Source organism: Pirellulaceae bacterium, assembly GCA_019636385.1.
Lineage (GTDB): Bacteria > Planctomycetota > Planctomycetia > Pirellulales > Pirellulaceae > Aureliella.
Genome location: JAHBXT010000001.1, coordinates 667,950 through 692,008 on the forward strand (window position 1 = coordinate 667,950; position 24,059 = coordinate 692,008).

18 protein-coding genes are annotated in these 24,059 nt (G+C 55.2%); 6 read left to right on the forward strand and 12 right to left on the reverse strand.

Features of this window, described 5'->3' with window-relative positions:
• Positions 1 to 78: 78 nt before the first annotated feature.
• A complete protein-coding gene (locus tag KF752_02600) occupies positions 79 to 1,080 on the reverse strand; it encodes a MoxR family ATPase (GenBank protein MBX3420425.1) in 1,002 nt (333 codons plus the stop codon).
• A gap of 160 nt (positions 1,081 to 1,240) precedes the next feature.
• Between KF752_02600 and KF752_02605 the strand changes: the two genes are divergently transcribed.
• On the forward strand, positions 1,241 to 3,586 hold the full coding sequence (locus tag KF752_02605; protein ID MBX3420426.1) for a DUF4159 domain-containing protein: 2,346 nt from the start codon (positions 1,241 to 1,243) through the stop codon (positions 3,584 to 3,586).
• Here the strand turns inward: KF752_02605 and KF752_02610 are convergent.
• Entirely contained in the window at positions 3,564 to 4,316 is a 753-nt protein-coding gene (locus tag KF752_02610; protein ID MBX3420427.1) for a methyltransferase domain-containing protein, read from the reverse strand. The two genes, KF752_02605 and KF752_02610, sit on opposite strands and share 23 nt — an antisense overlap.
• A gap of 196 nt (positions 4,317 to 4,512) precedes the next feature.
• Between KF752_02610 and KF752_02615 the strand changes: the two genes are divergently transcribed.
• Positions 4,513 to 5,385: an NAD(P)-dependent oxidoreductase gene (locus KF752_02615; protein ID MBX3420428.1), complete on the forward strand. Its 873-nt coding sequence runs from the start codon at positions 4,513 to 4,515 to the stop codon at positions 5,383 to 5,385.
• A 235-nt stretch (positions 5,386 to 5,620) separates the two neighbouring features.
• On the opposite strand, the gene KF752_02620 is transcribed toward KF752_02615, so the two are convergent.
• The 3 genes from KF752_02620 to KF752_02630 all read right to left on the reverse strand — a co-directional run bounded on the left by KF752_02620 (position 5,621) and on the right by KF752_02630 (position 11,983).
• The gene (locus KF752_02620; GenBank protein MBX3420429.1) at positions 5,621 to 7,036 is read right to left on the reverse strand and encodes a DUF1080 domain-containing protein; all 1,416 of its coding nucleotides are present in this window, start codon (positions 7,034 to 7,036) and stop codon (positions 5,621 to 5,623) included.
• A gap of 36 nt (positions 7,037 to 7,072) precedes the next feature.
• Positions 7,073 to 8,548 carry a DUF1501 domain-containing protein gene (locus KF752_02625; protein ID MBX3420430.1) on the reverse strand — a complete coding sequence of 492 codons (1,476 nt, stop codon included), beginning with the start codon at positions 8,546 to 8,548 and terminating at the stop codon, positions 7,073 to 7,075.
• Between the two features lie 129 nt (positions 8,549 to 8,677).
• Positions 8,678 to 11,983, reverse strand: coding sequence for a PSD1 domain-containing protein (locus KF752_02630; GenBank protein MBX3420431.1), 3,306 nt, complete (start codon positions 11,981 to 11,983; stop codon positions 8,678 to 8,680).
• Positions 11,984 to 12,353: 370 nt separating this feature from the next.
• Here KF752_02630 and KF752_02635 point away from each other — a divergent pair, with 370 nt between their 5' ends.
• Positions 12,354 to 13,145: a HAMP domain-containing histidine kinase gene (locus tag KF752_02635; GenBank protein MBX3420432.1), complete on the forward strand. Its 792-nt coding sequence runs from the start codon at positions 12,354 to 12,356 to the stop codon at positions 13,143 to 13,145.
• Here KF752_02635 and KF752_02640 read toward each other — a convergent pair.
• Positions 13,142 to 13,978: a class I SAM-dependent methyltransferase gene (locus tag KF752_02640; GenBank protein ID MBX3420433.1), complete on the reverse strand. Its 837-nt coding sequence runs from the start codon at positions 13,976 to 13,978 to the stop codon at positions 13,142 to 13,144. The genes KF752_02635 and KF752_02640 overlap by 4 nt on opposite strands.
• Positions 13,979 to 14,259: 281 nt before the next feature.
• On the opposite strand from KF752_02640, the gene KF752_02645 reads away from it, so the two are divergent.
• Complete coding sequence (locus KF752_02645; protein ID MBX3420434.1) at positions 14,260 to 14,565, forward strand: winged helix-turn-helix transcriptional regulator; 306 nt, start codon at positions 14,260 to 14,262, stop codon at positions 14,563 to 14,565.
• 14 nt (positions 14,566 to 14,579) lie between these two features.
• Positions 14,580 to 15,140: a rhodanese-like domain-containing protein gene (locus tag KF752_02650; protein ID MBX3420435.1), complete on the forward strand. Its 561-nt coding sequence runs from the start codon at positions 14,580 to 14,582 to the stop codon at positions 15,138 to 15,140.
• On the opposite strand, the gene KF752_02655 is transcribed toward KF752_02650, so the two are convergent.
• From KF752_02655 to KF752_02670, 4 genes are all read right to left on the reverse strand, one after another.
• Positions 15,137 to 15,559: a 6-carboxytetrahydropterin synthase gene (locus KF752_02655; GenBank protein ID MBX3420436.1), complete on the reverse strand. Its 423-nt coding sequence runs from the start codon at positions 15,557 to 15,559 to the stop codon at positions 15,137 to 15,139. The genes KF752_02650 and KF752_02655 overlap by 4 nt on opposite strands.
• Positions 15,560 to 15,605: 46 nt before the next feature.
• On the reverse strand, positions 15,606 to 15,974 hold the full coding sequence (locus tag KF752_02660; GenBank protein MBX3420437.1) for a nucleotide pyrophosphohydrolase: 369 nt from the start codon (positions 15,972 to 15,974) through the stop codon (positions 15,606 to 15,608).
• Between the two features lie 58 nt (positions 15,975 to 16,032).
• Positions 16,033 to 17,226: a YbaY family lipoprotein gene (locus KF752_02665; protein MBX3420438.1), complete on the reverse strand. Its 1,194-nt coding sequence runs from the start codon at positions 17,224 to 17,226 to the stop codon at positions 16,033 to 16,035.
• A gap of 126 nt (positions 17,227 to 17,352) precedes the next feature.
• Positions 17,353 to 18,381, reverse strand: a complete 1,029-nt coding sequence (locus KF752_02670) for a substrate-binding domain-containing protein (GenBank protein ID MBX3420439.1) — start codon at positions 18,379 to 18,381, stop codon at positions 17,353 to 17,355.
• A 451-nt stretch (positions 18,382 to 18,832) separates the two neighbouring features.
• Between KF752_02670 and rlmB the strand changes: the two genes are divergently transcribed.
• Entirely contained in the window at positions 18,833 to 19,693 is an 861-nt protein-coding gene (gene rlmB, locus KF752_02675; GenBank protein ID MBX3420440.1) for a 23S rRNA (guanosine(2251)-2'-O)-methyltransferase RlmB, read from the forward strand.
• Between the two features lie 17 nt (positions 19,694 to 19,710).
• Here the strand turns inward: rlmB and KF752_02680 are convergent, their stop codons facing one another.
• The gene (locus tag KF752_02680) at positions 19,711 to 20,640 is read right to left on the reverse strand and encodes a sugar phosphate isomerase/epimerase (protein ID MBX3420441.1); all 930 of its coding nucleotides are present in this window, start codon (positions 20,638 to 20,640) and stop codon (positions 19,711 to 19,713) included.
• An 82-nt stretch (positions 20,641 to 20,722) separates the two neighbouring features.
• A complete protein-coding gene (gene carB / locus KF752_02685; GenBank protein MBX3420442.1) occupies positions 20,723 to 23,974 on the reverse strand; it encodes a carbamoyl-phosphate synthase large subunit in 3,252 nt (1,083 codons plus the stop codon).
• Between the last annotated feature and the right edge of the window lie 85 nt (positions 23,975 to 24,059).

Here is a 24,059-nt window from a genome sequence, read left to right on the forward strand (position 1 = left end):
AATCGGTGGTGAAGCGCTGGCGAAAGGATGGCTGCGAAAGGATGGCTGGCGGTATCGAGCGGATGAGCACTCAGCGGATTAGCGTTGAGGAGGCGATTCAAATTTGGGGATTTCAGGCGCTGGAATCTCTTTGACCAATCGAGCCACAATCTGTTGACTATCCAGGCCATCGGCTTGGGCTTGAAAATTTGTACTGATCCGATGTCGTAGCACGGGCACGGCCACGCGACGAATGTCCTCGACACCCACGCTAAATCGTCCATCCATAGCCGCAACCGCCTTGGCACCATTGATCAAGAACTGACCCGCGCGCGGCCCGGCTCCCCAATCCACCATTTCTCGCACAAAGATTGGGGCTCGATCATCACGCGGTCGGGTTGCCCGAACCAAATGCGCAACGTACTTGACCACATAAGGGCTAACCGCCACGCTTTGCACCAGTTTCTGAATATTCAAAATGGCACGCGCCGACAGTATTTTTTGGACTTCGGGTTTTTCGTGGCGCGTGGTGGCCAACAGAATCTGTTCTTCTTCTTCCAGGGAAGGATAGTCCACGATAATGTTGAACATAAAGCGGTCCAACTGGGCCTCCGGCAACGGATAGGTGCCCTCCTGCTCAATGGGGTTTTGAGTCGCAATGGTGAAGAAGGGATCTGGCAGCGAGTAGGTCATGCGTCCTACAGACACTTCACGCTCTTGCATGGCTTGCAGCAGAGCGGCTTGCGTTTTGGGGGGCGTGCGGTTGATTTCATCCGCTAGCAAGATATTCGTGAAAATTGGCCCTTGAACAAAATTGAATTGGCGGCGGCCATTTTCGTCTTCGTCCAAGACGTTGGTACCCGTGATATCCGACGGCATCAGGTCGGGCGTGAACTGCACACGATTGAAGCTGACATCCACGATCCTGGCCAGCGTGCTGACCAATAACGTCTTGGCTAGTCCTGGCACGCCTTCCAGCAGACAATGTCCGCGGGTAAAAATCGCGGCCAACAATTGCTCAATGACCTCATCCTGGCCGATAATGATTTTGGCCAGTTCTTGGCGGATGGTGTCGCGATGTTCTCGGAACTCGCGCAACAAGTCGCCTACATTCTTGGGTTTATTCGACACAATCTAAGCATCCAGACGAGATTTGCTACAATGCACCCCAGCAACAGGTTGGAATACGAATTTCCCGTGGTCAACTGGATAAACGGGTCCAACATTATCACCGATCGAGCCCTATGGCAGGAAGACCATTATGCAGCGGTCGCTGGGCATTGTCTCCGTAAGCTTAATCATTCTAACGCTTGTAACGCTCTGTGGCACGGCCTGCGCCCAGACCGAGCCGACACCGGCCCAAGTCCAGCGGTGTATTGATCGCGCCAGAGATCTGCTCATCAGCCAACAGCGCGACGACGGCGGTTGGCCAGAGCTGAACGAATATCCGTACGGCGTCTCCGGCTTGGCCACGCTGGCTTTGCTGAGTGCTGGGCTGAGTCCCGACGCACCCGCCATCCAGCGCGCTCTGGGCTATGTGAGTCAACGCGAATTGGAAAAGGTTTACACCGTCTCGTTGCAAACGATGGCACTATGTGCTGCCAATCCCAATCGCTATGCGCAATTGATTCAACGCAACGTCCGGTGGTTGGTCAAAGCACAATCGTCCGATGGTGGGTGGAGTTACACGACGGGTGCCGGAGCCATGTCGGACCCATCAAACGCTCAGTTCGCACTGCTGGCGTTGCACGAAGCACAACGAGTCGGCATTCGTCCCGATGTGGCAGAGATGAAGAAGTGCTTCGATGCAGCGCGCAGTTATTGGATGCGAGCGCAAGGTCGTGACGGCGGCTTTGCGTATATCTCTGGTGGCGCCCCATCTGCCAGCATGACCTCGGCCGGTGTGGCTTCGCTAGTTATTGTGGGAGCACAGGCCGATCAGTTTGAAGCGTCGGTGGCCGATCAGATTCGCTGCTGCGGTCAGGATCCGCTCCAGAATCAAGCACGCATCGAAGCAGCCCTGGCTTGGCTCGGACAGAATTTCAACCCGCACACCAACGCCGGTGGATCAGATGCACACTATCTGTACTACATGTACGCTCTGGAGCGGGCAGGACGCCTGGCAGGCCGACGTTTTTTAATCGGCCGTGAGGGCCGACAAGTGGACTGGTATCGTGAGGGCGCTCACGCGCTCATCAAACGGCAAGACGAATCGGGAAACTTTGGAACCAAGACGCTTGGCAACAGCGCCAGCGAGATAGCGTTTGGTCTGCTGTTCCTGTCCAAAGGCAAACGCCAGGTCGTACTCAATCGCTTGCAGTTCGATCCTGGATTGGATTGGAATCATCACCCACAATCAACTCAGAATCTCGTGGGCCACTGTGAACAGGCTTGGAAGCGCGATTTAACTTGGCAGACCGTGCGATTGCAACGAGCCACCATGCAGGATCTGCTGGAAGCGCCAGTGCTGCTGATTTCAGGAACAGCAGCACCCCATTTCAGTCGCGAGGAAAAGCTACTGCTCAAACGCTATGTCCAAGAGCAAGGGGGCTTTCTGTTCTTCGAGGCCTGCCACGGTAATGGTTGTCGTGGTGAAGAATTTGAAAAGTATGTCCAGCAACTCGTTGTTGAACTGTTTGAACAGCCGTTGGAGAAACTGCCCCCCGATCATCCAGTTTGGAGCTGCCAAGCTCGCATCGCGCCACAGGATTTGCCGCCAGACGCTTGGTTGTATGGTGTTCAGACCTGTTGTCGATTGGGCGTCGTGTTCGTGCCGTACAGTTTATCTTGCCGCTGGGAGCTGAACCTGCCTTACGGGAATCGCCCAGACTACGGTACACGCGTGCAAAGTGACTTGGATACTGCCACCAAGATCGGCCTGAACGTGTTGACCTACGCGACAGGCAAGGAGTTGAAGGACAAACTGGATTCGGTCAGCATTCTCGAAGAGGTAGTCAACAAAAACCCCAGCCAACGCGGACTGTTTGAACTGCCCATCTTAATGCACTCGGCAGGCGCCGACGATGCACCGCGCGCCGTAAAGACGTTGATCCAGTGGCTGAATCAAGAGATTCCGTTTCCGATGAGTAGTCGGAAGCGATTGATTCCGATTGAAGCGGATGAGCTAGCTCGCAACCCCGTTGTCTTCATGCATGGTCGCGGCAAGTTGGAGCTGTCGGCTCAGGAACGAGAAGCGTTGCGGCAGCATTTTCAAGCTGGTGGATTTCTGATTTGCAATGCAATCTGCGGCGACGAAGCATTTGGCGACAGCTTCCGCGCGCAGATGCAGACGATTCTGGGTCAAGCGCTCAAACCGCTGGATATCCAGCACCCGCTGCTGACGGAACAATATCACGGTTTCGACATTCGGCAATTATCGATCATCGATCCCAACCGCGATAGCGCTGGACAAATATCGGCTACCACACGCAAAATCGCGCCCGTGATCGAGGTCGGTTATGCGGATGGACGGATCGTGGTTGCGTTTTCACCGCTGGACATGAGCTGCGCGCTAGAGAGTCGCCATTCATTGCAATGCAAAGGTTACGTGCGCGAAGATGCAGCGCGACTGGGCATCAATCTGATTATGTTTGCTTTACAGCAATGACTAGCCAGTAAGGCAAGTGTACCGTCAATTGTTCGGAGGACCGTTGTTGCGTGGCTGCTTGAATCCGATTCAATTCGTCGCGCTGTGTGTCGGCCAGTGGCAGTTCGCCTAAGAACTTCAGGTACTCGGCTTGTGGATGCAGGTAGCGGTCCAACAGATATGCTTGGCAGCTCAGGCCGGCAGCGGTGCAGTAGCTGAGCAATTGTCTTCCAACCAATGGGTCGGCACCGCGCTCGGCGAGTGCTTCCATCCACAAATCGCGAGCGGCAATTTGCGGTGGGTGCTCCATCAGCCCGCCATAGTCCGGCTCGATCATCGCCATTCGACCGCCTGACGCTAGTACCCGCTGGCACTCGCCCAGCACTCGCCGAACGTCTTTGATCCACAACAGGGAACATTGCGTAAAGACCACGTCCACAGAGTCATCGGGGAGTGGAATTTGATGCGCGCTGGCCAGACAATAGGACAATCGACCTTGTAGTTCGGAAGGGGTCTGCGACTGAGCATACGCGATGGCTGTTGGCTGGTGATCCAGACCAATGACGGTCGCTGCGCTGCGTCGAGCCAATTCGATTGAAGTGCCCCCCCAGCCACAGCCCAAATCTAATATGTGGCGAGCTCGGTGTATATCAGCCGCGCGCAATAGTCGTGACCGCGCGGAGCTAAGCCAAGTGGCTTGGGCTTGCGCCAAGCGCAACGACGGCAATTGACAGGGATTATCGGCATTCATGGATTCGACAGCTCTTATTTGCTCGCCAACGCAGGCGATCGTGGCCTTGCCGGACTGGTCATGACTGACCGCAGCCTTCACAAACTCGTCACAATCGAGTCTAGCAACCGCGTGAGATGTCCCCAAAGAGTGCAGATTGTGCACAATAATGCAACCCACAATCCTAGGCCTATTTGTCTGCAGGAGGATTTGCAATATGCAGCCGTGTGACATTGCTTTTATTGGAACTGGAGTAATGGGAGCCAGCATGGCTGGACACCTACTGCGAGCCGGACATCGACTGCACGTCTATAACCGAACTCGCCACAAGGCCAACACACTCGTCGAAGCTGGCGCTCGCTGGCATGATGGCTTTGCGCCAGCGGCTGGGGCGGCTGACGTCGTGATTACCATGCTAGGTTTTCCAGACGACGTACAAGCTGCTTATTTGGGGTCAAACGGAATTGTGGCGCACGCTCGCCCCGGCGCTTTGCTGATCGATATGACGACCTCTAGTCCTCGATTGGCTCAACAGATCGCTCAAGCTGCCCAGCGGCGAGATTTGATGGCTCTGGACGCACCGGTTTCGGGAGGCGATATCGGTGCGCGCGAAGCACGGTTGGTGATCATGGTGGGCGGTGTGCAGGCGGCATTCGAGCGAGCTAAGCCCCTGTTCGAATTGATGGGCCAGCACATCGCACTGCTGGGCCCTGCCGGTTCTGGCCAACACTGCAAGCTGGCCAATCAAATCGCCGGAGCAATCGGCATGTTGGCGTGGTGTGAGGCGCTGGCTTATGCTGATCGAGCTGGTTTGGATGCTGCTGCCGTCCAAGCCTGTGTCGCCGGCGGCGCAGCAGGCAGCTGGGCAATGACCAACTTGGCTCCACGGGCGTTGCAAGGTAATTTTCAACCCGGTTTTTACGTCAAACATATCTTGAAGGATATTGGCATCGCCCTGGAAAGCGCTGCCCAACTGGGACTGGAGCTGCCTGGAATGCAAGAAGCACAGCGGCAATACGAACGAGTCGTCGGCATGGGTTGGGAAAACCTTGGCACGCAAGCACTGTACCGGTTGTACACGGAAAGCTAAACTCGGTTGAACCTCCAAGTTGTAGGCTCGGACAAGCAAGCTGGTTAAAACTGTGTGGTAGAACTTAAAGAACGAACAGCAGCAAAGACCTCTTAACGGCAATGAGGTGGTTTGCGATGTCCCCCTCCCACGGCACAAACAGAGCTTGGCATCAATCGACTGTGCAGCTTTGTGACTTTCCGGCACTCTACCAGTGCTCAATTCACGCTGGCTGAAACTTGTCCAGACAATTGGACTACAGCTCTTTGATCATGATATTGCGGAACTGCACGAGCGACGGCGAACTGGTCCATTGTCCGTCCTGCTGGCTTCCGTGGTGCTGCAGAGCGATGCGCCCGCGAGGCGGCATGTCGGGAATGAACGCTTTGTCGATGACTGTCGTGTCGTTTAAGATTACACTGACTGACCTGCCTAACACTGTGATTTCAAAGCGATTCCATTGGCCAATCGGATGATCAGCTTTGACCTTGGGTGTTACCGCAGCTCGAACTTCCGGTGGCATCTTTGGATCGCGGCGCACGCCGTACATTTCACCCGATCCGATAGGCCAACACCAAATATTGACTTGATACGTGCCTTGGCCACGCAAAAAAATCCCAGAATCGGCATCGGCCAGACTCAGTAGCACCGGTTGTCCTTGCGCGTCGACCGCTTCGCTGCCGTCGGACAGAATCTGTGGAACCTGGGAATTGACAAACGGGGCTTCCTTGATGCGCCAATCGACGATTAGTTGAAAGTCATTGTATTCGCGTGCTGACCACAACGACTTGTCGCCTGGGGCTTCGCTGAGCGCATCGTAGTCGATCACTTCGTCGACTACGCGCCAATGTCCCCCATCACCCTCTGGCACAATCCAGTTATCCAGGTTTATTCCGGTAAACAGCGGCAACCAACCGTCGGCAGCTCGTGCGGTGTCTGCATCGGACACTCCGGTCGACGGCAATTCCTGAATACGAATGTCGCGGAAATGGCATTCGGAACCTTCCGACTCCAAGCAGATGTAGCCTTTGCGTGGCCAACACGCGATGCCTTCCGTTACCTGCTGGCCATTGACTGACAGCGTCACGCATCCATGATTGGCAACGACACGATAGTGATTCCATTCCGGCGAACTCTTGCTGAACTCGTGGCTGGGAAAACTGCGAGTGCCGCTCTTGGCTACTCGTCCCCTGGGCGTCATCTTGGCACCATGAATGGGAAACAGGTCGCCATGTGTTGTGTACCACTGATTCTTGCCGGGAATATTGAACGCGTTGTCCAGAATCTGCACTTCGATTCCACGACTAAACGGAATGCCTGGAGCCGGAAGGCCATCTCCCCACAAAAACAGTCCTGCGTTTCCGCCGGGCTGCATATGTCTCCACTGGAGTTCGACGATAAAGTTCTCGTACATTTTCTCAGTGCGCATCACGCCTGTCGGCTTACCGGTCGAGACGATCATGCCGTCGCGTGCCGAGAATGTATCCGGCGCGACGTTGACTGGCACCCAGCCGTGTAGATCGTGACCATTGAACAAGAGCGTCCAGGCCGATGTATCAGGATCTTGTTGAGCGGCTAACTGCTTGCCAGTCGATGTCAGGTGCGCGATGAGCAACCCTAGCCCTACCCCACGCAGAATTGGCCAATATCGCATGGTTAAATCCAAACGCATAAAAAATTCCATCACTAGAACCCACATTGTAAGTAACTAACTCATGATCTGCTTGATAACCCGGCCATGTACGTCGGTTAATCGCATATCGCGGCCACCAAAGCGGAACGTCAGTCGCTCGTGGTCCAGTCCTAGTAAATGCAAGATTGTGGCATGGATATCGTGAATGTCCAAGCGATTTTCGATGGCGCTCATGCCCAGTTCGTCGGTCTCGCCAAATGTCATACCGCCACGTATACCGCCGCCGGCTAGCCAAATTGTATAGCCGCTGACATGGTGATCTCGTCCGTCGGTTCCTGAACTGTGCGGCGTACGCCCCATCTCGCCAGCCCATACCACCAGCGTATCATCCAACAGCCCACGTCGCTTGAGATCGACTAATAGCGCAGCTACCGGTTGATCGGTGATGCGTGCATTCTCGGCATGCCGCAGCTTTAAGTCGCCGTGCTGATCCCAGGGAGAATTGTTGCCGTGCGTATTGGGGCAGGTCACCTCAATAAACCGCACTCCCGACTCTGCCATCCTACGAGCTCGCAAGCATTGCAGAGCATATAGCTGATCGTGAGGATCGGAACGATCGACGCCATACAACGCTAATGTCTCGGCAGTTTCATCAGCGACATCGCAGACTTGTGGTACACGGGTCTGCATCAGCGCCGCCGTTTCATAGATGCTGATGGCCGCTTCGATCTCCTTGGCTGCTTGTCTGGCTGCAAATCGACGATCTTGGTGTTGCAAGAACTCTAGCTTAGCTTGCTGAATATCTGACCTGTCGCTGGATTGGATGTTGTCCACCGGCACTCCGCGCGCCCGAACCAAAGCCGCTTGATGCGTGGCCGGCAAGAACGAGCTGGCGAAATTCTGAAAGCCACCGTTGGGAATCCAGTCGTTATTGAGTAGCACATAACTGGGCAACTCATCACACACGCGGCCTAATCCGTACGACACCCACGATCCTATGCTCGGTGCTGCCGCCACCGAACGACCGGTGTGTAGCAAGAGCGACTGGGCACCATGCAACGGTGATTGGCCAACCAGCGACCGAACGACGCACAAATCATCGGCCACTCTGGCTGCGTATGGAAACAGTTCGCTGACCCACAGTCCAGACTGACCATACCTGTCGAACTGCCAAGGACTGCCCAGCCACTTCCGTCCAGCGCTGACTGCTTGCGAGAGCGGATCGGAACGCCACTGAGCGGGTTGCCCGCTCAACCGAGTCAACTCCGGTTTGGGATCAAACGAGTCCACTTGCGACACGCCGCCATCCATAAACAGAAAGATGACTCGCTTGGCGCGAGGCGCATGATGCAAGGTACTGTCCATGGAATGCCTGCTGCCCATGGGCTGCTGTTGGGGATTTAGGACCGTGCTCTCTCGCGAGATTGCTTGCTGTGTGCTACACGACAGTCCCAACCAGGCCAACCAGCCAAACCCCAGAGAGGATTGCTGCAAGAACTCGCGGCGAGAAGCACACGGGGCAGCGTGTCCCGGACACTGTGGCCATGTCATTCTGCCCCGCCCCAGCCATCGCTGCATTTGCCAATACCTTTCTATCAACGTTCTTTGCTCAAGGGCCAACCCCAATCCCGCTGCTGCGCGGGGCAATCAGTATCCGTTTGCGTCTGACTATCAACAGCTCTACCGCAAATATACAAACTCCTTAAGATTAAAAATAGCGTGTGCGGCGTCCTGCCAGGCGTCGGATTGAAGAAGGATATCAGATGACGTTGCTCGCAAGTCGGCGCTACGGCGGACCAATTGCACCACCGCCCCGACTTCATCTGGACTGACCGATCGCCACAGAGCCGTCTGCAGCATGTTTGCAGCACGTTGCACTGCCGAAGTTGCCTTGTCGTTCATTAAGTGCTGGCTCCAACAGCGCGCCATTTCCAAGACAAACGGATCATTCAGTAGCGCCAGCGCTTGATCGGGGACGTTTGAAACGTCGCGGCGCCCAACGGTGAACTTGGGTATGGGCTGGTTGAAAAGCGCTAAGAAGCGCGGTGGTTCCATGAGCGTCATTTCCAGATAGATACTGCGTCGCCCCAGACCGTCGACTGGCCCCTGAAACAAACGCTTCATCTTATCTTCTGCAGTCCGGAAGGGATGAACGGGAGCACCGTACTGCATCGGATCCAAACGTCCTGAAACTGCCAGCAGAGAATCGCGAATGGCCTCTGCTTCCAGTCGCCGCATGGGATAATGATGCCACCAGCGGTTCTCAGGATCGACGACCAGCGATCTCGAAACGGGCACGCTGCTTTGTCGCCAAACCGCTGACGTGACCAGCAACCGAATCAACCGCTTGGTCGACCAGCCGTTAGCGATGAATTCCTGGGCCAAGTAATCTAAGAGTTCGGGATGGCTGGGCAATTCGCCAAGGTGTCCGAAATCGTCCGGTGTTCGCACCAACCCGGTTCCAAACAGATAGTGCCACACGCGATTGACGTAAACTCGTGCCAACAAGGGATTCGCATCGTCGGTGATGAGCTCTGCCCAGGCCAGTCTGCCACTGGCTGATGAATCTGGCGACTGAGGTTCCGGAAGAAACCGTAGGCGACCGCGCGGCACTACGTCGCTCAGCGCGGTGTAGTCGCCCCGAACCGCCAACCGATCGTCGCTGCCTTCTGGCCAGTCTGCTGCCGAACCAACCGTTTTATCGGGTTCGATGCGCCGCTCGATCGTTCGATATGCGTTTACCAAGCGCTCGACTTCAGAACCGGATGGAATGTCATTGGGCAGCAATTTTGAATGCAGGGCATCGTTGAGCAGTTCTACATCTGCCGAACTGCATTGCCGCTGCTGCCAACGCTCGATGGCCGCGCGCAACAAGCTCGCCAGTCGCACCGACCAATCGGCTTCTTGCGAGAATTCTTGGAACAGAGGCACAAATCTCGCTAGCTCGTCCTCCGGAGGATGTCCGGCGGGATGTTCGTAGACTCGCGAGACACCAAACCAGCTACGCTCATCATGGATCTCCTCTTCAATTAATCCACCATAACCTACTCGTGGTGGAAAATAGTTATTGAGCGACTTGGTAGCCAACTCTAGATACACGCGGCGCGGCACATTGTCGATAGAGCCCTCCAAGGTATCAAAGTTGCCAGCGGTCAAAGTCTTCCATTGAGCAATGGGCAATTGAGGAAACTGTAATCGTTCGGAATTCAATGCCCGGTCAATGATGAATGACAGCGAAGAGAACTTTCCGGCTATCATTTCCAGTGACAGCGTGAAGGGCTTAGTTGTATCCAGTTGTGGGCTCTGCAGGCTGCCGGCCAGTCGCTGTGACCAGACGTGCGAAAACCGGCCGGCCGGCAGTACGTGCAACAGCGCCTGATCCCCCTGATCCGCCACAACCAGTTCGCCGTCGGCGACCAAGCCATGCCGCATGCCCCAGCCCTCCCATCGCCAACCCGCCACGTCACCTGCGCGCGAAAAATCTGCCACCAGCTTGAGCCGACCTTGATTGGCGACGATTCGCCTTTGTCGCTCTTGAAAAAATTGCTCAATCGTGATGGCTGACGCAGTTGATCGCTGCCAAAACTCGGCAATTGAAGCGGGCAGAGTCTCCGATGTCGAACTACACTTGGCGGCTTGCAACTGACCGCGAAACGCTTCTAACTGCTCGGGCGCGGTTGCCTCAAGCCACCGCCCAGCCAGTTCGGCTCGGAGTTGTTCTTTGATGTCTCGCAATTGTTCAATCGTAGCGAGATTGTCGTCACTGGTATTGATCGGTCGGGCGCTGTAACGAGTGCTCATGAGCATGCCTGCCAGCGAGTAATAGTCGCGTTGTTCGACGGCATCCAGCTTGTGATCATGGCACTGGGCGCAGGCCAATGTTGTCCCCAGAAATGCCTTACCCAGCGTATCGATCATATTGGCGACGGCCTCTTGGGTGACGCCTTCCGCCGCCGCGTTGTCGCCGTGTCGCCGCTCGCCCAACCGCAACATCATTGGCCCGATCAGCGCCTGATTCACTCCCGACAGCGTGTCGACGCGCGGGGCGATCAAGTCACCAGCGATTTGTTCAATCACTAGATCGCGATAGGGCAGATCATCATTGAAGGCGCGAATCAAATAGTCTCGAAAGCGCCATGCGTTCTTAGCTGGCACATCCCACTCGTAGCCATGCGTATCTGCGTAGTGCACTACATCCATCCAATGTCGCGCCCAGCGCTCGCCGAAGTGAGGACTATCGAGCAGTCGGTCCACCAGTCGCTGATATGCTTGCGGAGAATCGTCCGAAAAAAACTGCTGGACCAAGGCAGCATCTGGAGGTAAGCCAGTTAGCGCAAAACTCAACCGTCGCACCAGTGCGTACCGGTCTGCCTCGCCAACGGGTTGTAAACTCTGCTCTCTCAGCTTGTCTAGAATGAAGCTATCTACTGGGGTGCGCGGCCAATTCAAAGTATTTGCGTGGCGTTCCGTATCGCTGGTGTCTGTTACCTTGGGGACCTGTGTCGAAACCAGTGGCTGCAAGCTCCACCACTGCACGCGCTGACGGAATACGTCTTCCCAAGTCGCTAGACGTCCTTGGTCAGTTATCTCGCCATGTCGTGGGTCATGCGCGCCCTGTTGAATCCACGTCGTCAGATCAGCGATAATTGCATCGGGCAATTGGCTCTGATCGGGCGGCATCGGCGACACGTTGCCTTCGTGTCGCACGGCTTGTATCAGCAAGCTCTGCTCGGGTTTACCTGGAACAATCACCGCCTGCCCCGATTCGCCACCCTGCTGCCAACCGCTCTTCAAATCCAGGCGCAAGCCGCCTTTAACTTTTGAAGCCTGATCGCTGTGGCAACTGTAGCAATGTTCAATCAACGCCGGGCGAATCTTGCGCTCGAAGAACTCCACTTCGTCAGCCAGCAAGCTAGAGCAGCAGACACCGTCGTGCCAGCCCACGGCCATCGTCAAACAAATCAGCGATACACAGCGACTAGCCAACCGACACCTCAAGCTGCATTGCGAAGACCGGTTCGTCCAGGCGAAGTAGTCTTTCCAGATCCCGTAGCATGTCTTTCCCCGGTAGCACCAGCAGGCGCACCTGCTGACATATTGCAATACCGCTGCAAGAAAATCTACCTCTATTGCTGGCATTCGTGAAGAGCTTTAGCGAATTCTGGGTGGACTGCGAATTTGCTTTGGAGGCGCAGATTTGGGCGGGTAGGGCTGTGCGGCAAGCCTTGGCAGGCGGTGGTGGACAGAGTGCATTTTGCCAGCTCCTTCGGACGATATCTAGGTTTACACTCGGCTTTTCCACTCGATAGGGACCGCAATGCAATCGGCAACGGAATACACAGGCAGCTTTCCAACCATTCCAGTTTCCGCAACTGCTGCTGCCCAATCCGATGCTGAACTCAAGATCGCAGCACTAACCGCCACGGTTCAAGCGCTCAACGAGCAGCTGGATCACGCTCGGCGGATGGCCACTTTGGGCGAATTGACTGGGACGACGACCCACGAATTCAACAATCTGCTAATGACGATCTTGAACTACGCCAAGCTCGGTCTGCGCCACCAAGACCAAGCCTCGCGTGACAAAGCGTTGCAACGCATCCACGATGCAGCCACCAAAGCCAGCCGCCTGACCGGCAGCATTCTGGCACTGGCCCGCAATCGCAGCGGCGCGTTGGAGCCAACCTGCCTCAAGCAAGTTATCGAAGATACCGTGCTGCTCTTGGAGCGCGAGTTCCGTCGATACCGTGTGCAATTGGAGCTTCAGCTTGAAGAGGTTCCGGACATCATGGGCCAGGGCAATGAAATACAGCGAGTCCTGATCAATGTCCTGACCAACGCTCGACAAGCCACAACTGAGGGGGGCTGGGTACGGGTGACTCTGAAACAACCGACCAGTAGTGGCGAAGTTTGGCTGACCGTGCGCGATAGCGGCTCTGGCATCCCTGCCGAAGTGTTGCCAAAAATCTTTGATCCATTCTTCAGCACCAAAGCCGGGCCGGATGCGTCAGGCAAAGGCGGTAGCGGATTGGGTCTGGCCGCCTGCAAGCAAATTGTAGAAGCGCACGGCGGCAAAATTCGCGTCGAGACCAAGGTCGGCACTGGCACCGCGTTTATCATTCGCTTGCCCATTCCACAATTAGCCGGCTAGCGATCGACTTTCGGGCCAGTCTGGGGTGGTTGCCAATCGGGATCGCGCTGGAAGAACATCATGTGCTGCCAAGGCAGTTTGTCGTACTGTTCGACCAATCGGAATCCATTGGCGGTGAACTCGCGCATGATTTGCCGCTTGGTCATCTTGTGCAGCGGCAAGATCGGAACTTGCGGGTCTTCGGCGCGAAACTCCAGCAGCGCGATACGTCCGGTCGGCTTGAGACTCTGGCGAATCGCAGTCAGCATTTGCTGCGGATGCGAAAATTCGTGATAAACGTCCACCATCAGCAACAAGTCGATGGCATCTGCAGGTAATTGCGGATCGACTACACCACCTAAGATTGTCTCGATGTTCTGGACCTGCTCCTGCTCGGCACGCAAGTGAAGCAAGTGCAGCATTTCCTGCTGAATGTCTACCGCCAGCACACGTCCACCTGGCAGGATGCGTTTGGCCATTTCCAACGAGTAAAACCCGTTACCACAGCCCATATCGCACACCACCATGCCGGCTCTCAATTGCAGTTGTTCGAGAGCCTGCTGCGGGTCTTCCTCTTGCTGACGCTCAGACCGAATTAGCCAGCCCGCATGGGCGTAACCCATTGTCGGCGCAATTTTTCGACCCATGTACGATGACTTGGCTTTCAGCAGCGACTTGGCATCTAACGCATCGCCGGTTTCGCTGAAGTCGTCTTCGGACTGCTCGCGGGCAGCATCCAATTCCCCTATATCGGGCTGGGCGGTAGTCGCTTGCCTGCCTATGGCATCCTTAGCCTGCGATGCCTGCTGCGAGTAAGCGGGGGAGAGACTGGCTGAGATCGAACTGGCTAGCATTAGAATTGCAGCCAGCAGCCATTTGCCGAGCCGCTGGTTTCTAAAGTCTGGTTGTCCGCACATCATCTCGTCGGTCCACTGGTTCGAGCCAAAGTCAAATCATACCTTGCGTCCAGTATACCAGAATTGCATTGCTACAGGCTCGGAAAGAATTGCCGGTGGCGACAACGCGAGAGGAAAAGCCATAGTCCGCCCTCACCTTGGTAGTCCCGATATTTGAGCTAATTTATTTAGTTGCCATATCGGAAGCTTCCGATATATTTGCACATTGGGAGCAGTCGATGACCAAAACCAAACAGACGAAGTTGATCAGCATTGAAGCGCTTGGCAAGGCTGCCGAATGCTTGAAGGTACTGGCTCATCCACATCGGCTGCGCATGATCCAAATGCTGCTGCAAGGTCAATATACGGTGGGGGAACTGGCAGCCAGTTGCAAGTTGCCCCAGGCGATGACGTCCGAGCACTTGCGGCTGATGCAGCGCTGTGGTTTTTTGTCCAGCGACAGAGCGGGACGCAATGTGTACTACCGTGTCGTCGAGCCGCATTTGGCTAATTTCATGCGTTGTATTGAACAGCGGTTTGCCTAGAGGAAGAAAGTTCTATGACAACTACCATAACTCCGCAACAACTAGCCAGTCTTATCAAATCAGGCACGCAATTCGATTTGATTGATGTGCGCACTCCGGTCGAATATCAAGAACTGCATGTCAGTTGTGCTCGCAACGTACCGTTGGATCAATTGGACGCAGCAAGACTTGTTGCTCAATATCGCGATGGCCAGCAGGCGCTGTACGTCATTTGCCAGTCGGGCGGGCGCGGTCGCCAAGCGTGCCAAAAAATATTGGCTGCTGGCGGGCAAAATATCATCAACGTCGAAGGCGGAACGCTGGCTTGTGAGCAAGCCGGGTTACCTGTTGTTCGCGGCCAAAAAGCGATATCGCTTGAACGTCAAGTGCGCATCGCCGCCGGCTCGTTGGTTCTGGTCGGCTGTGGTTTGAGCTTCATTCATCCGGCTTTTCTTGGCTTGGCCGCGTTTGTGGGAGCTGGTCTGGTATTTGCCGGAGTGACGGATACCTGCGGCATGGGCATGATTCTGGCGCGAATGCCATGGAACCAAACCTCCAACAGCTCTGCAACTTGTTCGACGTTGAAGGCTTCTTAGCTTTCGGGTTCCAGAGCAGCTTCCGCAAATGATTCATCCGTTTCCCAAATGCGGACACGTACAGCTCGTGCGCCACTGGACTGAAGTATCTGTGGACTGACAACTTCCAGCAGATACCGCGCCATATTCTCCGCAGTTGGATTGTAGGGCATTAGGAACAGGCGTTTGGGCTGCACTAGCTCCAAAGCAGCAATAGCGTTTGCATCTTGTTCGTAAACCAAGAAGCTGTGATCCCAGTTCTCGTCGATCCAGCCCTTCGTGCGGGCTTTTAAGTCCGCAAAATCGAGCACGCGACCCACCGAGTCAACTGCCTGGCCAGTCACAAAAAAATCGGCAATATAGTTGTGACCGTGAAAATGTTCGCATTTACCGCCGTGTTGGTACAGGCGGTGGCCGGCGCAAAATTTAATGCGCCGCATAATGGTCAGGCTCATGTAGCTCAATCTCCCAAGATATGACGACCCGCTATGATTGCAACTTGCGATTGGATTGGTGTCGCTGGCTGTCGCGGTTTGTCTTCTTGGACAGATTCTGCTCGAAGGCCTCCGTCAAATCAACTCCCGTTTGATTAGCCAGGCAAATCAGCACGAACAGAACATCCGCCATTTCGTCGGCTAAGCTACATCGCTGGGCCTCGTCACCCTTGAAACTTTGCTCGCCGAATTGCCGCGAGATAATGCGTGCGAGTTCGCCGACCTCTTCGACCAGTTGCGCCAAATTGGTCAACTCGGAGAAGTATCGTACGCCCACGGTGCTGATCCAATCGTTCACTCGCCGTTGGGCTTCGGCTAGCGTTACTGGACTAGACTGCGTAATCGATGACGACGGGGAGATCGGAGACGACGGTGATTCTGGTGACGACACGGTGCACTTCCTGGATCCAGCCTGAGGACTAACGCGACTGGGCGTAGAGTTGCCGCAGCAGTTCGGTGCGAGAATCACGCAGCTCGGTGAAGCGTTGTTTCCACTGAGTTACTTCGACGGCCGTCGGCTCGCGCCCCACAATCACGCCAAATACATTTCGCAGCCAAAAGTCGCGATCATGCCGGGCCAAGTCAAAGTATTCGTCTGAAGCCATCAGCTTCAGTGGCAGCGATTCGACGACGCTGCGCAGATCATTACCTAGGATGCGCGCAGCTGCCAATTCGGCTGCCGATGGCTGACGGCCGACGTACCGCTGATAAATTCGAGTGACCTCCTGGTCGATCTGGTTGTAATCGGTATAGGTACCCGTAGTTCCACCACTGGGGTAGGCCGTGACACGCGACACATCTTCCAATTGCAGTTGAACATTTTTCGGGTTGCCTTGAGTCAACACACGGGCCGCCTGAGGAGTATACATAATGTTGCGACCTCCCGACGAGACAAAGGCTCGCACCTCATATAAGTCTTGATCGAATACATACGTCGGATCATAGCTTATTTGAAACGGAATCGACTGCTGGTTGGCGGCGGAGAAGGTCTGTTGGCCGTTACGAACCGTCCACTGGCGTCGGGTCAGATTCTCGATCTGCACGGTGACTGTCGCATCGGGCGGCAGTGGCCTACGAGAGACGAGCGTTCCAGTTAAGCGATGAGAATGATCGTCCAATTGCACGCGGACGGTTGCCAGACGCCCCGTTTGTCCATCTTGCAGTAATAGCCGCACGGCACCCGAGGCATCGGCACGACGATTGATCTCTTGAGTAAGATCGTATAGTCGTCCCGAGACCATGCCAACCTGATAGCCTTCCACTGCAATAATCGTGTCGCCCGCTTGAATTCGTGCACGATCAGCAGCGCCGGAGGTCGTGACTTGCCGAACCATGAAGCCTGTATCTGTACTATCGCCGCGCACTCCCAGCGTCCATTCTTGGTTTCCGCCAGGCCCCTGCATCCAACTGCCGCCCGGCCAGGCTTGACTGCCTGTCCCAAAGCGGTCACGCCCACCGTCAGGATTCCAGCGATCCTGCGCTTGAGTCAAACCGGTCCCCAGCCACACCGCAACCCACAACCCCATTAGCCACCGGTGCCCGCTATTCAACATCCCAGGCCCGGATGATATTGCCGAAAACAAAACTCGACGCGAACAGTGCATGGTGTTCATGGTACAGCGGCTTCCTAGTTGCGATGGGGTTGAGGATCGAATGACAATTAGGCTTTGTTTTAGGGGATGAAGAGGTTGATCACGTACATCGCACCGGGTTGTGATTGCTCGCAACTAAAGTCTATTCTAGCGAACTGCCGTGGAAGCTAATTGAGCCAGCTCGGCACGAATCAGCGGCAGATCGACCGGGAAATAGCCGGCCAGCACGTTTTCTGCCTGACCACTTTGGCTGAGCACGTAGCGTACAAATTCGATCGCCAGTTTGTTTTGAGCCTGCCCCAAGTCCAGCACAATGGACAGTGGTCTGACCAGCGGATATTGTCCGGACAGAATCGCCATCTCGTCGCTGGGAATCGTGTTGCCGCCAGCTTGTAGGCTCAATGCACGGGCTTCATTGTAGCCACACTTCAATCCGCAGATGCCGATGGCCAATGGGTCTGTCTTGATGACGTCTACGATCTCCGCGTTGGACGCGACCGGCAGCCCCTCGCGCAGGTTGGAGCGAAACACACTTTCTTTGAGATACTTGTGCGTGCCCGAATCTTCAGTTCGTGAGATGATGCGAATCGGTTGGTCGGCAAGCGCCCCGGTGGCACCCAACAGCTTCCAGGTGGGCGTCCCAGTCGATTCATCTGTGAAGATGGATCGCATCTGCTCTCCAGAAATTGAAGTCACTGGATTGGATTGATGCACGAAAATGCCCAAGGCCTGTCGAGCCACCTCAAGGGCAATCGGTCGTCGCATACCTTTGGATTTTAGCGATTCCAATTCGGCAGGCGTGACCGGTCGCGAGACTAGCCACATGCTGCTAGGCTCTGAACAAATCCGCTCGACCGCCTGGCTTTCGCCAATCGACGAAACTTCAATCACGGCGTCCGCATGAAACTGACGAAACTGATCGACCCAGGCGTGAGCCATTCCGTCCATGGTGCTGGACCCGAATAACGCCAACTTGCCCGATACGACTTGTTGAGGCTGATACGGATCGATGCTCTGTAGCACCGACTGAAGTCTCTCGATCGAGCACATTGAACCTGCTGCAGGCTGTTCGGCCGAAGCACTCCTCGTGCTGCTCAAGACAACCAACCAGCCTAAGGCCCAAATTGCAAACAGGCCGCTCCGCAACATCTCAGTATCCTTATTTTGTTGTGTCAAGAAACGCTCGCTCAGGACCTTTCACGTTCAACGATCAAGTAAACCGTGTACCATCCAGCAAGCTCATACCATCCTCAGCCCCCGATTTTAACATTTAGCAGAGTTCAGGGCGACGCCGAAATAGGCATCGCGAGATTGAGGCAATTCGCCGTTGGCGATGCTGATACGTAGAGAATCGCCGCCTGAATGGGTTTAGATAGCATCTGGCTGATACAAAATGCTGAGTTCTAATCACTAGCGACGCAGTAAGCTGCCTGACAGCCAGACGTAACCTACCGGCGGCGCGCGGCACATTTTCGAGCTGAACCGTGACGAGTACCGTCGCCACAGGTATGGTACACGCTCAGATCAATACGCTGGTTGGCGCGTTCATTGTGCTACAATCTGCGGACAATAAAGTGAGCGCCCGAACCAGACTGCTCACTCAACCCGAGATGTACAAGAGCCACTGATGCCAGGACAATCTGATAAGAAGCCGAGCAAACGGTCCTTTAGCGGTAGTCACCAACGCAGCTGGCTGTGGGGACATCATGCGGTCACCGAAACAATTCGGGCAGGGAAATGGCCAATTCTGGAAGTTTTCACAACCCAAGAAGCCTTCGAACCAACTGCGGAACTCTTGCAAGCGCAAGGCCAACAGGCTGTGCCAATCGCAATCGTATCGGCAAATCGACTGGAGCAGTTGGTTCGCTCCAGCGAACACCAAAGCATCGTGGCAAGGCTGGGTCCGTTTCCGTATCTCACGATGAAGCAATTACTGTCAGATTTACGCACTGCGATTAACAGCATGACGCCCGGCGACACTTCAGGACAGCATCTGCGAGTCAGCTTGCCGCCGCTGGTTGTGGTATGTGATCGAATTCAAGATGCGTTTAACTTCGGGGCCATCTTGCGGTGTTGTGATGGCGCAGCCGCTTTCGGAGTGATTGTGAGCGACAAGTGCCAGGCGGAAGTGACGCCGCATGTGGCGAGATCTTCGTCAGGAGCCGTGAACTACGTTCCAATTGCGCGCACCGACGATTTGATCGAAGCAGTTCGGCTGGTCAAGCAGTTGGGATCTCAGGTTGTAGCAGCGGACTCCAATGCCACCACCAGGATTTGGAAGACTGAGCTACAGGAATTAACGACACTGATCGTGGGAAGTGAAGCGCACGGCATCCATCCCAATCTGCTGGCCATGAGCGATCATCGAGTTTGCGTACCCATGCTGGGCCGGGTCACCTCACTCAATGCGGCCGTCGCCACGGGGATATTACTGTACGAAATCCGACGCCAACAATCGCAGTCAAACGATACTCGCCAAGTTGATTGACCGCCAACTGTGGGTGCCTAGGAAGCTTGGTCGCGGACTTTCTCCAGCAGGGCTTTGGTGGCACGAATACCTTGGTAGGAATCGACGTTGCCTTCATATTCGATGCCCACGTGGCCTCGGAAGCCGCTCTCGTGAACAATCTTCAGCATCTTCTTGTAGTCGGTGTGGATTTCATTGCCTTCAGAGTCAAAGTCATGCGATTTGGCGCTGACTCCTTTGGCAAACGGCATCAATTCGTGCACGCCCAGGTAGCGATCATACTCCAGTCCAACTGCACCACCACGTACTCGGAAGTTGCCGAAGTCCGGCAACGTGCCAACTCGCGGGTGATTGACCAGCTCCATGACGCCACGCAACCAGCCACCATGACTCGACAGACCACCATGGTTTTCCACGATCACGTTCAGATCGTACGTATCGCCGATTTCACAAAGGCGTCGCAAACCGTCGGCTGCTAATTGCTGTTGCTCTTGGAAGCTGAGCTTACCATCCGACGCAGCGTTAACGCGAATGGAATGGCAACCAAGTTCTTTTGCCCACTCCAGCCATTTGATGTGATTACGAACAGCCGTGACTCGTCGTTTGATGTCTGGATCGCCGAGGTTTCCTTCGCCGTCGCACATGATCAAAATTCCAGCTACTCCCTGGTCGGCGGCGCGCTTCTTCAACTCCGCGAGATAGTCGGGCTGCTTGACGACGTCTTTGTAGAACTGATTGACGTACTCGATGGCATTAATTCCGAAGTCGCGCTTGGCGATTACAGCAAAGTCCAGCGGATCCAGTTTGGCAAAGCCGGGGCGCCCAAAAAACTGGCGGTGCAACGACCATTGGGCCAGCGAAATCTCAAACCATGGCTTTTTGTCCTGTGCGCGTAGCGGCGCGGCTAGGCCGGAAGCGGCGGCAATCACGGCGGTGGTCTGCAACAGTTGGCGACGATGAACGTTCATGGCGTAAGCTCCAGTGACTGATTTTCTAGAGAACGATGAATGAGGTGCTGAGCGTAAGCGTGTGAGCCACGATTATACTCGGTCAGGACTGGACAAACCGCTCCTGCAAGGACTCGACGGTTAATTCCCCTTCGCGCAGCGCCTCCATGGCGGTGATGGCGGCCTGAGCGGCGGCAATTGTGGTGATGCACGGCACGCCATACTGAACGGCTGCAGCCCGGATACGACCTTCATCAGTGCGAGCCCCCTTTCCGCTGGGGGTATTCATAATCAGCGACACATCTTCATTTTTCAAGTAATCTATCAAATTTGGCGAGCCTTCGGCGATCTTCTTGACACGAGTCACCGGAATGCCGGCAGCTTCAATTTCCGCCGCAGTTCCGGAAGTGGCCAACAGGGTAAAGCCCAATTGACTAAGCCTGCGAACCATCGGAGCCAGCCGATGCCGATGTCGCGAATTCAAACTGACGAAGATGTTGCCCTGGGTGGGCAGCAGCACGCCAGCCGATAACTGACTTTTGGCAAAGGCCAACGCAAAATCTTCACTGATGCCCATGACTTCGCCAGTACTGCGCATTTCAGGCCCCAGGACGATATCGACGCCAGCGAACTTGCGGAAAGGAAACACGCTTTCCTTGATCGACACATGCTTGGGCACCGGTTCGGCAATCATGCCTAACTCGGGCAAGCTTTTACCACACATGACTTTTGCGGCCAGCTTGGCAACGGGAACCCCAGTAGCTTTGGCCACAAACGGGACGGTCCGACTGGCTCGCGGATTGACCTCCAAAACATAAACGTTCATGCGGCCATCTTCGCTTTTGATCGCGTACTGAACGTTCATCAGGCCAATCACACGCAGCTTCTTAGCCATCGCCCAAGTCGCCTGGCGAATTTCGTGGATGACCTCCTCGGATAAACTGTACGGCGGAATCACGCAGGCGGAATCGCCCGAATGGACTCCCGCCTCTTCGATGTGCTCCATGACGCCCATGACCACTACATTTTCGCCATCGCACAGCGCATCAACGTCCACTTCGATCGCATCCTCCAGAAACCGATCGATCAGCACCGGCTGTCCTTCGGCCACGACGAAAGCTTCGGCGACATAGCGCTCGAACTGCACAGTGTCGTAGCAGATTTCCATGGCTCGCCCACCTAACACAAAGCTGGGCCGAACCAGCGATGGGAAGCCTACCTTTTGCGCCTCGGAGCGGGCTTGCGCCATGTTGCGCGCGATTGCATTAGCCGGCTGTTTTAGACCTAGTTGATGCAACAACTGTTGAAATTTTTCGCGATCTTCGGCCTCTTCAATCGTATCCACACTAGTGCCAATGATTGGCACGCCTGCCGACGCCAGAGCGCGAGCCAGATTCAGCGGTGTCTGACCGCCGAACTGCACGATGACACCATCGGGCCCCACGCGATCACAGATGTTTAACACATCTTCGGTCGTCAGCGGCTCGAAGAACAGCATATCGCTGGTGTCGTAGTCAGTACTAACCGTTTCAGGATTACTGTTAACCATAATCGACTGAATGCCCAGCTCTTTCAGCGCGTAGCTGGCATGGCAGCAGCAATAATCGAACTCGATTCCCTGGCCGATGCGATTGGGGCCGCCACCCAGAATGATGACTCGCTTGTTTCCCGGCTGCTTGGGCGGCAACTCATCTTCGTCATCATACGAACTGTAGTAGTAGGGCGTATAAGCCTCAAATTCAGCAGCGCAGGTGTCAACAGCTTTAAATGTCGCGACAATGCCGTGCGCCTTACGCCACTGACGGACCTCCAGCTCATCGCTGCCGAGCAGGTTGGCAAGTTGTCGATCGGAGAATCCCGACTGCTTGGCCATCCGCATGTGCTGGGCGGTAATACGCGACAGGCTGCCTAACTCGCGCAGCATCTCTTCCATCTGAACAATCTCGGCCAAATGATCCAAGAACCAGCGATCAATGGCGGTGATTTGGTAGATCTCTTCGACGCTCATTCCGTACTTGAGCGCGTAACGCAAATACCACACGCGATCAGGATTGGGCCGCGCTAGTTTACTGCGGATTTCGTCATCGTCTGGTTGTGCCGCCGTTCCCCACAAGTCTTTGTTGTCACAGCCAAAGCCGAACGCACCGACCTCCAGACCACGCAGCGCCTTTTGAAAGGACTGTTTAAACGTACGACCGATGGCCATCGTTTCGCCGACGCTTTTCATCTGCGTCATCAACGTTGAATCGGCTTCGGGGAATTTTTCAAAGGCAAATCGGGGGATTTTGGTAACCACATAGTCGATGGTTGGCTCAAAACAAGCTTTGGTTTTCTTGGTGATATCGTTGGGTAGCTCCCACAGACGATAGCCTACTGCCAGCTTGGCAGCGATCTTAGCAATTGGAAAACCGGTAGCCTTGCTGGCCAGCGCGCTAGAACGACTGACGCGCGGATTCATTTCAATTACGATCATTCGCCCAGTGGTGGGGTGAATCGCAAACTGGATATTGGAGCCGCCGGTTTCAACACCAATCTCGCGTATGACCTTCAGCGAGGCATCGCGCATGATCTGGTACTCTTTGTCGGTCAGTGTTTGCGCCGGAGCCACAGTGATCGAATCGCCGGTGTGCACGCCCATTGGATCAAAGTTTTCGATCGAGCAAATGATCACGACATTGTCATCCATGTCGCGCATCACTTCCATCTCATACTCTTTCCAACCGATGATCGACTCTTCAATCAGCACTTCGCTAATGGGCGATTGGATCAGGCCGTTGCGTACTAGGGATTCGAAGTCGTCACGGTTGTAGGCGATGGCCGAGCCACTGCCGCCCATGGTAAAACTCGGACGAACGACACATGGCAGGCCAACTTCCTTGAGCGCCGCTCGGGCCTGCTCAATGGTTCCCACGACGACACCTTTACAGACCTCTAGCCCGATGCTCTCCATGGCGACTTTGAATTGGTCACGATCTTCAGCCTTGGCAATCACCTGTGGATTGGCACCAATCATTTCGACATGGAATTTCTCCAGCACGCCATGCTTGTGCAAATCCATAGCCACATTCAGACCGGTCTGGCCACCGAGTGTCGGCAGCAGCACGTCGGGTCGCTCTTTCTCGATAATCTTGGCGACGATCTCCCAAGTCAGCGGCTCAATGTAGGTTCGATCGGCGATCCCAGGATCGGTCATGATGGTCGCCGGATTGCTGTTAACCAACACGACCTCATAGCCCTCTTCACGCAGAGCCTTGCAGGCCTGACTGCCCGAATAGTCGAACTCGCAGGCCTGGCCAATCACAATGGGCCCGGAGCCAATGAGCATGATTTTTTTGATGTCGGTTCTGCGTGGCACTTGGTCAACTGTCCTGGCAAGCGGGGCGAAACATTCTAAATACCGGCCCTTGGCCGTCCAAAATAAAATTTCCCAAGGGTATCAT